This is a genomic window from Aeromonas sp. D3 (assembly GCF_027705025.1).
Taxonomy (GTDB): domain Bacteria; phylum Pseudomonadota; class Gammaproteobacteria; order Enterobacterales; family Aeromonadaceae; genus Aeromonas; species Aeromonas salmonicida.
In genome coordinates, this window is record NZ_JAPDBE010000022.1 from 1 (window position 1) to 11,710 (window position 11,710).

Here is an 11,710-nt window from a genome sequence, read left to right on the forward strand (position 1 = left end):
CTCGTCATTGAGCTCAATCGTTTGTTCCCGATGGGTTTTCTCGAGACGTAACAAGCGGTCGTGTTTGGAGAGCAAATCGTGACGTTGCCACACGCCACGCACGCCGCCGGCACTGACGTTGATACCTTGTAGAGCTAGTTCTTGCGCGACCCGCAGCGGGCCGTGAGTAGGCCTGGTGAGGGAATAATCGAGGATGGCCTGCTCAATCTCGGGAGCGACCCGGTTGGGATGAGCCCCTTTACAGCCGGGCAGTTTGTCGAGCAAGCCCTCGGCGCCATAGGTCTGGTAATTACGACGGATTTCGTAGAACTGCTGACGACTGTAGCCGATGAGCTTGCAGGCTTTGCTGACGTTATTGAGCTCTTTGGCGAGTTCTAGCAGGCTGAGTTTGCGACGTGCTACTTTCTCGTTGGTGGTCATACGGTGACTCCAGATAACACGGTAGGGGTACCGTTTTGTTATCCGGTTTGAAGCCGTATGACCACTCCCTTTTGTGGGCAACTGTCAGGTGAATACCATCTCCATACAATTAAATCTTCTAAAAAACCGCAGCCTTGAGCTGCGGTTTTTATTTCTATTCCCCAAACATGCCTTCATCCCAACCAAACCCCTATTCCCCCCACCCCCTTGCTCTACCCTCCCCTTTCAGCGGAAAAGGCGGTCAACATGCACGCTAAAGCCACGGGCGGGCACGGTATTGGTTCCCCCTGCAAACCGCCGAGTCGAGTTCAACGGGTCAGGAGCGCCATCAGGGATGATGGCGCAGCCGGCATAGGGGCCAAATCGGATCAGGGCGAGCACTGCTCGACCCCGATTTGGCGCTAGAACAAGGATGTTCGAAGCGGGCTTTGGCCGAAGCCATGGATGGCGTAGGCCAAAGTGCCGTCTGCGGCGCTCCGTCCGACCCGTTGGACGAGACGAGGGAACCCGCGAAGCGGGCGGTTTGCCGGGGGAGAAGACTTTTGGTGTTATTTGCCAAAGAGAGCGGGTCTTTCAAAAGTCACTCGCCAAGCCGCGCAGCGGCGGCGAAATCCTGTCGAGGGCGGAGCCCTCGCGTCCTGCATGGCAAAGCCATGCCAATCAGGAGAGAGGGAAGGTGTCAGCCCTCCGGCAGACCACAAACAAAAACCGCAGCCCTTGGGCTGCGGTTTTTTTATTGGCTCAACCTGTTGGCACCAACAGGGCAACCGCCCTTAGGCACGGCGCCAGCTGGTTTTGCCGGCGCTGTCTTCCAGCACTATGCCCATCTCGGTGAGACGGTTGCGAGCGGCATCGGCGGCGGCCCAGTTCTTGTCGGCGCGGGCCTGGTTGCGCTGGGCGATCAGCTGCTCTATCTCGGCCACTTCGTCATCGGCGTCATTGCCCTTGAGGAAGGCGTCCGGATCCTGTTGCAGGATGCCGAGCACGGCGCCCAGTTCGCGCAGACGGGCACCCAGACCTGCGGCCACGCTCATGTCTTCGGTTTTCTGGCGGTTGATTTCGCGCACCAGATCGAACAGGGCGGAATAGGCTTCCGGGGTGTTGAAGTCGTCGTCCATCGCTTCCTTGAAGCGGGCGACTTGCTCATCACCACCGGCGGCGGCAGCCACCGGCAGATCGCGCAGGGCGGTGTACATGCGCTCCAGGGCGGCGCGGGCTTGCTTCAAGTTGTCTTCCGAGTAGTTGAGCTGGCTGCGGTAGTGGCCGGACATCAGGAAGTAACGCACGCTCTCGGCGTCGTAGTGGGCCAGCACATCGCGGATGGTGAAGAAGTTGCCAAGGGATTTGGACATCTTCTCTTTGTCCACCATCACCATGCCGCTGTGCATCCAGGTGTTGACGTAGTCGCCACCGTGGGCGCAGCAGGACTGGGCGATCTCGTTCTCGTGGTGCGGGAACTGCAGATCGGAACCGCCGCCGTGGATGTCGAAGTGGTTGCCAAGGTGCTTGGAGTTCATGGCGGAGCACTCTATGTGCCAGCCAGGACGGCCCGGGCCCCAGGGGCTTTCCCAGGTCGGCTCGCCGGGCTTGGACATCTTCCACAGCACGAAGTCGAGCGGGTTGCGCTTGGCATCCACCACGCCAACGCGGGCACCGGCTTGCAGCTGCTCCAGATCCTGGCCCGAGAGCTTGCCGTAGTCGGCATAGGAGTCGACGATGAACATGACGTCGCCGTTGTCGGCCACGTAGGCGTGATCCTGCGCGATCAGGCTCTCTACCAGCTCGATGATTTCACTGATGTGCTGGGTGGCGCGGGGCTCGACGTCCGGGCGCACCATGCCGAGGGCATCAAAATCCTGGTGCATGTCGCCGATCAGGCGCTCGGTCAGATCGTCGCAGGTGACGTTGGTCTCGGCGGCGCGCTTGATGATCTTGTCATCCACGTCGGTGACGTTGCGCACATAGTTGAGCTGATAACCGCAGTAACGCAGGTAACGGGCCACCACGTCGAAGGCGACGAAGGTGCGACCGTGGCCGATATGACAGTGATCGTAGATAGTGACGCCACACACATACATGCCCACCTTGCCCGGGTGGATAGGTTTGAATTCTTCTTTTTGACGAGTGAGTGTGTTGTATATCTTCAGCATCTTATGACCACTGCCTGTGAGTAAAATGGCCTGCCATTCTACCCGCATCCGGTGGAGAAAACGAGGCAGAAAACAGGCCGGATCCTGCGTGCCATCTATGCCGCAGCCCCTTGATGGGCTAGAATTGCCACCACTTTATGCCATAGCCGCGAGCCACCTTCGCGCCCGCGCCACATTTGAAAGGACATATCATGGTTACTCTGCACACCAACCACGGCGACATCACCCTCACCCTGAACGCTGAAAAAGCCCCGGAAACCGTGGCCAACTTCCTGCAATACTGCCGTGACGGTCACTACGACAACACCATTTTCCACCGCGTCATCGACGGCTTCATGATCCAGGGCGGCGGCTATGCCCCCGGTTTTGAAGAGAAAGAGACTCGCGCTCCCATCAAGAACGAAGCGGCCAACGGCCTGTCCAACAAGGTCGGCACCGTCGCCATGGCCCGTACCATGGAGCCGCACTCTGCCAGTGCCCAGTTCTTCATCAACGTGAGCAACAACGACTTCCTCGACTTCAAATCCGCCACCACCCAGGGCTTCGGCTACTGCGTATTTGGTGAAGTGACCGCCGGCATGGACGTGGTCAACAAGATCAAAGCCGTCAAGACCGGCAACGCCGGCCGCATGCACCAGGATGTGCCGGTAGAAGACGTGGTGATCACCAAGGTGACCCTTGCAGACTGATCTCTGCCTTCTGCGAGATGAACTGACTGCGGCCCCGGCCGCAGTTTTTCCATCTGCGCGCTTGACCGCCGGCCCTAACTGGCGCCGCTTCGACTATCTGGCCCTGGGCAATCCTCGCCAGCGCGCGGCCCATGCCCTGTTGAACGACACGCCCCTGTGGGGGGAGTTGCAGAGCCTGTGTCTGGATGTGGCGCTGGTGAGCACCCTGGCCATCGGGCTCGACCGGCCAGGCAGCGATCTCGACATCCTCTGCCAGCACAGCGATCCCGCCGCCCTTGCCGACCTGTTTGCCCAACGTCAGTGGCAGAGCCGCGCCCTTGGCAGCGACATCTGGCTGCTGGAGCAGGCCCTGATCGATGGCGTGGGCACCCCCTGGCCCATCGAGCTCTATGTGACCCCGGCACGGGTCGATACCCTCAACGGCTGGCGCCACCTCAGCCTGATGGCCGCCTTGATAGAACACTTTGGCCACGACTTTTACCAGACACTGCGCACCTTGCGCCTGCAACAAGGGCTGAAAGGGGAAGCGGCCATCTGCCACCTGCTGAAGTTGCCCGGTGACCCTTATCAGGCGCTGTTGACGCTGGAGGGGCACGACCTTGACCAGCTTGACTGGCAGCCTCAGGCACAGGCACCCTCTGCTCAGCCAGCCACTTTTTCCAGCCACCCAGTTATCAGGGCCCCTTGCACACCATCATGAGCACCCTCTTTATCAGTGACATTCACCTGTGCAGCGATCGGCCCGACATGACGGCCGCCCTGGTGCGCTTTCTGGAACGCGACGCTCCCGGTGCCGATGCCCTCTATGTGCTGGGGGATCTGTTTGAATTCTGGATTGGCGACGATGACCCCAATCCGCTCCATCACGCCATCGCCGATGCCTTTGCGGCCCTGCGCCAGCGCGGCGTGCCCATCTACTTTATCCACGGCAACCGCGACTTTCTGCTGGGCCGGCAGTTTGCCAAGCGATCAGGCATGACACTGCTGGCTGATCCTTGCGTGATCGACCTCTATGGGGAGCGGGTGCTGCTGAGCCACGGCGATCTGCTCTGCACCCTGGATCTGGGCTATCAGAAACTTCGCCGCATCACCCAGCTCAAATGGCTGCGCTGGCTCTTCTTGCGCCTGCCCCTCACTCGTCGCCTTGCCATCGCCTGCAAGATGCGTGGCCAAAGCCAGATGGAAAATGTTCAAAAGAGCCAGACCATCATGGATGTGACGCCAGCGGCGGTGGACGCACTGCTGCGCCAGCACGGCTGCCAGCTGCTTATCCATGGTCACACCCACAGACCCGCCATTCACGATTTTACGCTCGACGGTCAACCTGCCCGCCGTATCGTGCTGGGAGACTGGTTCGAGCAGGGATCCGTGCTGGTATGCCGCCCGGGCGAACAGCGGCTGGAGCAGCGCACCTTGCCATCGCTCAATCCTGCCGGGGCCCATGAGTCCGACAATCTGTGACCAGCCGACCATCGCCAGCCCTTCGCACCATCGCCCCCTCCCCTATAATGTGAGCTCACATAGATAACGAGGAGTTGGCCATGGGATTTATCACCTGGATCGTGTTGGGGCTGTTGGTGGGTATTCTGGCGAAGTGGATCATGCCGGGCCGTGATGGCGGCGGCTTTTTCATGACGGTACTGCTGGGGATCATCGGCGCCATGGTGGGCGGCTATGTCGGCACCCTGCTGGGCCTGGGTTCAGTGACAGGTTTCAACCTCTCCAGCATCGCCATCGCGACCATGGGGGCACTGATAGTGCTGTTTGTGTTCAACAAGATCCGCAGCTGACCCGTCCCCACCCTTATCTTGAACGGGTACAGGGTTGTGTGAAGCTCGTCACCATGCGGCATGGGTATATGGGGGATGATGGCGACCAGGCAGAAACTTCTTTCTCGCCAGCCATTTCCATCAGTTGAGGTTCGTATGCCTGACAACAACACCCTAGCCCATCCCCTTGACGCCAAGAGCATCAACGTCAATGACCCCTATGAGATGAAGCTGTGGATCAAGACCTTCGAGTGCACCGAAGTACAGCTGAAAAGAGCGGTGAAAGCCGTCGGCACCTCGGGCAAGGCCATCCGAAAACACCTCAAGAAGTAGCCGTTCGAGAAATGGCAATCCGCTGAAAAAGCCCCGCGAGGGGCTTTTTGCATGGGTCATCGCCATCATGCTCAGTCAGGTGCAGGATCACAGCACGGACACAGGCTCACCACGAACCAAGGTCGAGCGCATCCTGGCTTAACGCAATCCGGCAATGGTGAAACCGCCATCGACCAGCAGACTCTGGCCTGTGATGAATCGGGCTTCGTCGCTGCACAGCCAGGCAACCACGTCGCCAACATCGTCAGCCCCACCGATACGCCCTGCCGGTGCCAGTCTCACAAAAGGCTTGAGCGTCTCTTCATTCGCCCCCATCCGTTGTGCCATCGGCGTATTGATGATGCCGGGATTGACGTTATTGATGCGGATGCCATGAGGGCCGGCTTCCAGCGCAAGGGCGCGGATCATGGCATCCAGCCCGCCCTTGCTGGCGGAATACGCTGCCGAGCTAGCAGTCGCGCCCCGGGTCAGCCAAGATGACGTATTGACGATAGCGCCACCGCAACCGGCGGCCGTCATCGCTTCCAGCTCATATTTCACTGACAACCAGACCCCTTTCAGATTGGTGGCGATCACGCGATCAAATTCAACTTCCGTCATCTCGCTGATCGGCGCAAACCCCTCCACCCCTGCGTTATTGAAGGCCGCATCAAGGCGCCCAAAATGAGCCAGCGTCACAGCAATCAGCGCCTTCACCTGAGCACTGTCCGTTACGTCTGTTGGCACCGCAAGCGCTTCCCCTCCCTGGGCGTGGATCAAATCGACAGTCTCCAGCAGTTCAAGCTCCCGTCGTCCGGCGACCACGACTTTTGCACCATCACGGACAAACGCCAGCGCAGCTGCCCGACCAATTCCACTTCCGCCCCCCGTAACCAGCGCGACACTATCTTGCAGACGTAATGATTGAAACATCTCTGTACCTCGTTAATGAAAGACTCGATGGAGGTCAGACTATAGGTGGCTTTATTGTCACGAATAAGTCACCTTATATCGCATGATTTACTGGCCTGTATTCAGCAATGGGAACGCAGTGCGAACAAATGAATTTGGAGAACTGACTGCATTTGTTGCGGTTGCGGAAGAGAAAAGCTTTCGCAAAGCAGCGGCACGCCTGAATTTGACGGCATCAACGCTCAGCCATGCCTTGCGTGCGCTGGAGGAGCGGCTCGGCGTCAGACTGCTGAACCGTACCACCCGTACCGTTTCGCCGACCCAGGCAGGTCTGGCCCTGCTGGCAGAGATAGCCCCGGCATTCAACGTTATTGCGAATGCCGTCGAGAAAGTAAATGCGTTCAGGGAAAGTCCACAGGGAAGGGTGCGGATCAACACGCCAAGGATCGCAGCTGACATGATATTTCTGCCGCAGTTGCAGAAATTTTGCCATCAGTATCCTGATGTTCAGCTGGAGCTGGCTACCAACGACGGCTTCGTGGATATCATCAGCCAAGGTTTTGATGCCGGTGTACGCATTCGCAGCGATGTTCAGCAAGATATGAGTGCGGTTCGTCTGACGGCAGATTTCCATTCTGCAGTGTATGGCTCACCGGCGTACTTCGAACGGCACGCCATCCCGCTGACCCCCGCCGATTTACAGCATCACTTGTGCATCGGACGGCGGGAAATCACAGGAGGGTCTTTATACCGCTGGGAATTCGAAAAAGATGGCAGGCAAATCGCGGTTCCGGTTAATGGTCCGGTGACAGTCGACAACGTCAGCATGATGACTCGCCTCGCGCTGGACGGCATAGGACTGGTCTATACAGCGCAAAGCCCCGAACACGATGACCTGGTGACAACCGGCCGACTGATACGGGTTCTGGCAGACTGGTCGATCACCTACCCCGGCTTCTTTCTCTATTATCCCGGCCACAGGCAGTTGCCTGCGGCACTAAAAGCTGTGATCGATTGCTTCCGCTTGCCGTTTTGAACCGGCACGGAAACAACGTCATATGACACAGATCAGATTTCCAGTGTGTCAGTGCCTTGCGCACTGGCAAACCTGCTTTGAGCTCATGGATCAAGACAAGCCCCCCTGTAACAGCAAGTCCAGCTCGCGCTCCAACACCGGGATAAGCTTGATGCTGTCGGTCTTGCCATCCGGGATATTGATGAACAGAGGGCGACAGTTTCCCACCCCTTGCTGTTGGTAATCTTTTCTTTCATCTCCTGCTCGGTTCGGCTTGCCCTGCTGCAGGTAGACAACGCAGCCAGACCTCATTGCTGAGTGACAACATCATACTAAAGCATTACCAATTTAGGGATATCAATCCAAAAAATACGATTTAATAATCAATACGTTAAGTATAAATCTATTTTCTTATAACCAAAATATATAATTAGCATTTAAAATGTCACATCTATCATTGACCATATGTATGTCGTCATTTGGGAATTAAACAATGAGAGATAGGGGGCAAATAGAAAGGCCAGTTGATGATGTCATTCCTCTTGGCTATGACTCTCGGCGTTACGTCCGTTTTGTTCTTTCTGGTGGGGGTTATGTTGTCCAGTGCCATCTAGACAACATCTGGTTTGACGCATTCAGACCTGCGCTAAGGATGAATCTTCGCGATGTCAATATCCGTGGCGTGGGGCTGATGGGCAAGGCACAGCTCAAGCCTGGCGACAGGCTGATTATTCCATCACCTCAGGACTATTTGATGCATGCAAAGGTAGTTCGTTGTGCGCCAGATCCCCTTTTCCCGAAACTCTACAGGATCGGCTTGGTATGGGACCGGCTCCTTCCCGCTAGAGTGCTTTTACAATGGGAGTCTTTTGTGTTGCCACCTCAGCTTCCTGATTTTCATGAGCAAGTATCTATCTTGGAAAGCTTATCCAATTGAATTTGTGTTCTTTTTAGAGCCCACCATCAACGACGATGTGCATTCCGTCTCAAGCCAGTACCGCCTGTAATGATAACTTAATCAAAAAAGAATTATTGTCACTTGATCCATTCGAATCTCATTGCTAGGCTCCATTTCACGTGGAGCAGAAGTAGATATGTAGCTACGCGGTATCCCTTACATTTCATCAAGGAAAAGGAAATACCATGGAAAGCATCGCTATTGCAGCATCCCAGCTCAACTGGAACGGCGGACAACGCATCACCCTCAAAGCCGGTGACACTGCAACCTGTACTGTGCTGCGTCCCGACCAGCTGTATGGGATCTTCATCTACAACTCGGCCCAAAATGACAACAACGCTGCGGTTAACGTTGTCTGGAGTAACAGCCAACCTCCCTGCCAAATCACAGTACCGGGTACGACGGCCAACGCAGGCCTGGCATCAATGGGCTTTGTGTCTGGCACTGACACTCAAACCATTTCCGTCTCTCTGCCCAGCAACAGCGGCATCGCCCAAGTTGACCTCTGGCTGGGCAGTGTCAGCATGCCGACCAATACTGCCGGTCTGAACAACCAGCCGTTGCAAGCCAACGGTGATCCGGTGCCGTTCAACAAATATACTCGGTACTATGCAGTGCCTCCGTCAAAATGGATGAACCTGACGATCGCCAGTACCATCACCCAGTTCATTTCATGCCAGTTCCGGCAAGACAAGGCGACCGTGTTTGTCGTCAACGAGACCTCCAATGGTCTGCTCAAAGGTCAGATCACCAAGATGGGGCCGACGGCCAGTGAGACCGGGGCAATTACCATCACGACCTCCCAGATCCAAAGCATTACTGAGAACCTGCAGGGCGATGGCTCGCAGTGGGTTTGGATGGATGCAGACAGCCAGCAGAACTCCCAGAGTGCAACCATTGCACTGCAGTCTCTGTAATCGACCCAAGCGTCTTAACGTCAAGAAGGCCCCACAATGTGGGGCCTTCTTCTATCTGCCTGACGGTGCCTGAACATGGCATGGGAATGGCGCAGCGCGGCATCATACGTGAAGCCTGTACACGCTCACAGCCTCCCAACATATGGCGGCGACGCCCATCGCCGCGTTTGCGCCATGGAATCCACGCTCTTCTGCTACCACCTGCGGGCTGCATCAATAAAATTTTTTACAGAAGTGGATTACCGCAAAACCATAGGCCAAGGCCACGCCAGATAAAGGACCTCGGACGAGGTTAGGATCTGAAAGGATCGAAAGAAATTGTAGGGTTTTACAGTTCGGCGGGGCTCTGAATAGCCGAGCTGAAAACGTAACCTATTGAATATATTGGGAGGTTCGTACTTTTCGTGGGGATTTGAATGATCGGGAAGGATCTCGTTTGCTACGAGAAAATAACGAGAAGCCGTTTTTTTTCAGCTAGTTAGGCGTGATTATGGCTGATCTGATAACTGAAATTTTGAAAAAGCATAAGTTGTGATGGTTAACCGAGGCGGTCATAGCAAATGAGCTTCATCTTGGCGTTCTCCGCACTCAAAAGCAGAAGAGGCCCACATTATGGGCCTCTTCTCGATCTATCGTCTCAATCCACATTAGTGAGCAGCTAGCTCACTGTAGAGATCTGGCTTTTCTTTCATAAGCGTCAAGACCTTCGCTGCCAATCCCGTCGGGTTGCGGCGCCGGGTCTCCCAACTTTTGACCGTATCAACACTCGTCCCAAGAGCCTGGGCAAACTCTTGCTGAGAAACATTAAGTGCGAGGCGAATAGCCTTTACGTCCGCCACTTCATAGCGAGTCCGCACGGCAGTCTCAAGAAGGCCCTGCTTAATTTCAACAGCCTCCTCAAGGGAAGCCTTCAATTCGTCAAACATGTTCATGTTAAACCTCGCCTTTTAGTAACGTGGTCAAGCGCTTTAACTCGGCCTTTTCTGCCGATGTCAGGCTTTCTTTCTCACTCTTGGCATAGGCAAGCACTAAGTAAATCATCTCAGCTGTCGCTAGAAAGTAGATAACTCTCGCGCTGCCACTCTTCCCCTGCTGGCCAGTTGCCATGCGAATTTTTCGCAGACCCCCCGTGCCTTGGATCAAATCGCCCTTTTCCGGCTGGGCAATCAATTCTGTTTGTAGTGCTCTGAGCTAATCATCTGTTGCGAGTGCTTTTATCTGTTTGGTAAAGATCGATGTCTCAATAAACTCAATGGCGTTACTCACCCATCACTCACTCTAGCCAATCAATCCAATGGTGTACATAGTACACCTCAAGAAAAATAACGACAACCGCTGACATTCTCTGTCGCCACTCTGTCGCCACTTGGCCGAAAACAAAAAGGCCACTATCGCTAGTGGCCTTCGTAAGTCTTTGATTTTAATGGTGCCCGAGGCCGGAATCGAACCGGCACGACGCGAACGTCGAGGGATTTTAAATCCCTTGTGTCTACCGATTTCACCACTCGGGCACCGCAATCGGTATCAAGTCCGCCTGGCGGGCTTGTCAATATGGAGGCACGTTCCGGAGTCGAACCGGACTAAACGGATTTGCAATCCGCTGCATAACCGCTTTGCTAACGCGCCATGCAAAAGAGAGTTGGCTCTCTATTGTCTGAATTTGGAGCGGGAAACGAGACTCGAACTCGCGACCCCGACCTTGGCAAGGTCGTGCTCTACCAACTGAGCTATTCCCGCATTGGTCTGGCTGACTGCCTGACTACGAGGACGCATTCTAGCGATGTTCCTCGCTCAGTCAACCAAAAATATTTAATACCCTGATCGTTCGGGTGTTTTTTACCCTTTTCCTGCACTTTTACCACTCATGAGTGTTTCCCTGCCCCAACGACAAGGAAACGCCGTTTTCTGCCAGGGCAGAAACTAGAAGCGGGAGTGGTAGGTCAGATCGCCCCAGGCCGCTTTCATGTACTGGAACATGGACCAGAAGGTGAGTACGGTCGCCACATACAGCAGCACGTAAGCGAGCCACACCATCCAGATGTCGTATTGCCAGATAAGGCCGGTGAGCGACACCATCTGGATCATGGTCTTCCATTTACCAATCCAGCTGACTGCAACCGCGGAACGCTTGCCAAGTTCGGCCATCCATTCACGCAGGGCGGAGATGATGATCTCGCGGCCAATCATGGTCATGGCGGGGATGGTGACCCAGATGGTGTTGTAGTGTTCGACTATGACCACCAGGGCCGCGACCACCATGATCTTGTCAGCGACCGGATCGAGGAAGGCGCCGAAGGCGGTGGACTGGTTCAGCTTGCGGGCGAGATAGCCATCAAACCAGTCGGTCGCGGCCGCCAGAGTGAAGACGACAGCCGCCGCCAGATAGGACCACTGGTAGGGAACATAAAACAGGATGACGAAGACGGGGATGAGCAAAATCCGAAAAAACGTCAGCAGGTTAGGAATATTTGTCATTATTTTCAGCCACTTCTTGTATGCCGCTACATGGTAGCCCCAAGCCGATCACGGATGCAACCGGACAGGCGCCCGCCTTGGTCTATTAATCCA

At 55.7% G+C, this 11,710-nt stretch carries 13 protein-coding genes, 3 tRNA genes and 1 pseudogene; 8 read left to right on the forward strand and 9 right to left on the reverse strand.

What is annotated here, in order from left to right:
• Positions 1-420 (reverse strand): annotated as a pseudogene (locus OKC28_RS13520) (IS481-like element ISAs19 family transposase); the annotation flags it as partial.
• Positions 421-1,193: 773 nt separating this feature from the next.
• Positions 1,194-2,570, reverse strand: a complete 1,377-nt coding sequence (gene cysS, locus OKC28_RS13525; RefSeq protein ID WP_021141043.1) for a cysteine--tRNA ligase — start codon at positions 2,568-2,570, stop codon at positions 1,194-1,196.
• A 191-nt stretch (positions 2,571-2,761) separates the two neighbouring features.
• Here cysS and OKC28_RS13530 point away from each other — a divergent pair, with 191 nt between their 5' ends.
• The 5 genes from OKC28_RS13530 (at position 2,762) to OKC28_RS13550 (ending at position 5,361) form a co-directional block, all read left to right on the forward strand.
• Entirely contained in the window at positions 2,762-3,259 is a 498-nt protein-coding gene (locus tag OKC28_RS13530) for a peptidylprolyl isomerase (protein ID WP_005314539.1), read from the forward strand.
• Positions 3,249-3,959: a DUF4269 domain-containing protein gene (locus OKC28_RS13535; RefSeq protein ID WP_021141042.1), complete on the forward strand. Its 711-nt coding sequence runs from the start codon at positions 3,249-3,251 to the stop codon at positions 3,957-3,959. The genes OKC28_RS13530 and OKC28_RS13535 overlap by 11 nt, the downstream gene beginning before the upstream one ends.
• The gene (locus OKC28_RS13540) at positions 3,956-4,720 is read left to right on the forward strand and encodes a UDP-2,3-diacylglucosamine diphosphatase (protein WP_021141041.1); all 765 of its coding nucleotides are present in this window, start codon (positions 3,956-3,958) and stop codon (positions 4,718-4,720) included. The genes OKC28_RS13535 and OKC28_RS13540 overlap by 4 nt, the downstream gene beginning before the upstream one ends.
• Before the next feature lie 80 nt (positions 4,721-4,800).
• On the forward strand, positions 4,801-5,049 hold the full coding sequence (locus tag OKC28_RS13545) for a GlsB/YeaQ/YmgE family stress response membrane protein (protein WP_017413027.1): 249 nt from the start codon (positions 4,801-4,803) through the stop codon (positions 5,047-5,049).
• A gap of 135 nt (positions 5,050-5,184) precedes the next feature.
• On the forward strand, positions 5,185-5,361 hold the full coding sequence (locus OKC28_RS13550) for a DUF3606 domain-containing protein (protein ID WP_005314534.1): 177 nt from the start codon (positions 5,185-5,187) through the stop codon (positions 5,359-5,361).
• A gap of 138 nt (positions 5,362-5,499) precedes the next feature.
• Here the strand turns inward: OKC28_RS13550 and OKC28_RS13555 are convergent, their stop codons facing one another.
• Complete coding sequence (locus OKC28_RS13555; protein ID WP_270689750.1) at positions 5,500-6,273, reverse strand: SDR family NAD(P)-dependent oxidoreductase; 774 nt, start codon at positions 6,271-6,273, stop codon at positions 5,500-5,502.
• A gap of 118 nt (positions 6,274-6,391) precedes the next feature.
• Between OKC28_RS13555 and OKC28_RS13560 the strand changes: the two genes are divergently transcribed.
• From OKC28_RS13560 to OKC28_RS13570, 3 genes are all read left to right on the forward strand, one after another.
• Entirely contained in the window at positions 6,392-7,288 is an 897-nt protein-coding gene (locus OKC28_RS13560; RefSeq protein WP_238583142.1) for a LysR family transcriptional regulator, read from the forward strand.
• A gap of 631 nt (positions 7,289-7,919) precedes the next feature.
• On the forward strand, positions 7,920-8,204 hold the full coding sequence (locus OKC28_RS13565) for a hypothetical protein (protein ID WP_125729364.1): 285 nt from the start codon (positions 7,920-7,922) through the stop codon (positions 8,202-8,204).
• Between the two features lie 206 nt (positions 8,205-8,410).
• Entirely contained in the window at positions 8,411-9,142 is a 732-nt protein-coding gene (locus OKC28_RS13570) for a hypothetical protein (protein WP_021141035.1), read from the forward strand.
• Positions 9,143-9,789: 647 nt separating this feature from the next.
• Here the strand turns inward: OKC28_RS13570 and nadS are convergent.
• The 6 genes from nadS to pgsA all read right to left on the reverse strand — a co-directional run bounded on the left by nadS (position 9,790) and on the right by pgsA (position 11,617).
• On the reverse strand, positions 9,790-10,074 hold the full coding sequence (gene nadS / locus OKC28_RS13575) for a NadS family protein (RefSeq protein ID WP_021141034.1): 285 nt from the start codon (positions 10,072-10,074) through the stop codon (positions 9,790-9,792).
• A 1-nt stretch (position 10,075) separates the two neighbouring features.
• Positions 10,076-10,312 carry a type II toxin-antitoxin system RelE/ParE family toxin gene (locus tag OKC28_RS13580; RefSeq protein WP_207794263.1) on the reverse strand — a complete coding sequence of 79 codons (237 nt, stop codon included), beginning with the start codon at positions 10,310-10,312 and terminating at the stop codon, positions 10,076-10,078.
• Between the two features lie 254 nt (positions 10,313-10,566).
• Positions 10,567-10,653: transfer RNA gene (locus OKC28_RS13585), tRNA-Leu, on the reverse strand.
• A 41-nt stretch (positions 10,654-10,694) separates the two neighbouring features.
• Positions 10,695-10,768, reverse strand: a tRNA-Cys gene (locus tag OKC28_RS13590).
• Positions 10,769-10,803: 35 nt separating this feature from the next.
• Positions 10,804-10,879: transfer RNA gene (locus OKC28_RS13595), tRNA-Gly, on the reverse strand.
• 183 nt (positions 10,880-11,062) lie between these two features.
• A complete protein-coding gene (gene pgsA / locus OKC28_RS13600) occupies positions 11,063-11,617 on the reverse strand; it encodes a CDP-diacylglycerol--glycerol-3-phosphate 3-phosphatidyltransferase (RefSeq protein ID WP_270689751.1) in 555 nt (184 codons plus the stop codon).
• Between the last annotated feature and the right edge of the window lie 93 nt (positions 11,618-11,710).

Bases quoted from the DNA above. Each gene is read 5' to 3' on its own strand.
- OKC28_RS13570 (WP_021141035.1), top strand. From the start codon at position 8,411: ATGGAAAGCATCGCTATTGCAGCATCCCAGCTCAACTGGAACGGCGGA.
- OKC28_RS13555 (WP_270689750.1), bottom strand. From the start codon at position 6,273: ATGTTTCAATCATTACGTCTGCAAGATAGTGTCGCGCTGGTTACGGGG.
- OKC28_RS13565 (WP_125729364.1), top strand. From the start codon at position 7,920: ATGAATCTTCGCGATGTCAATATCCGTGGCGTGGGGCTGATGGGCAAG.
- nadS (WP_021141034.1), bottom strand. From the start codon at position 10,074: ATGAACATGTTTGACGAATTGAAGGCTTCCCTTGAGGAGGCTGTTGAA.
- OKC28_RS13540 (WP_021141041.1), top strand. From the start codon at position 3,956: ATGAGCACCCTCTTTATCAGTGACATTCACCTGTGCAGCGATCGGCCC.
- pgsA (WP_270689751.1), bottom strand. From the start codon at position 11,617: ATGACAAATATTCCTAACCTGCTGACGTTTTTTCGGATTTTGCTCATC.
- OKC28_RS13545 (WP_017413027.1), top strand. From the start codon at position 4,801: ATGGGATTTATCACCTGGATCGTGTTGGGGCTGTTGGTGGGTATTCTG.
- OKC28_RS13550 (WP_005314534.1), top strand. From the start codon at position 5,185: ATGCCTGACAACAACACCCTAGCCCATCCCCTTGACGCCAAGAGCATC.
- OKC28_RS13530 (WP_005314539.1), top strand. From the start codon at position 2,762: ATGGTTACTCTGCACACCAACCACGGCGACATCACCCTCACCCTGAAC.
- cysS (WP_021141043.1), bottom strand. From the start codon at position 2,570: ATGCTGAAGATATACAACACACTCACTCGTCAAAAAGAAGAATTCAAA.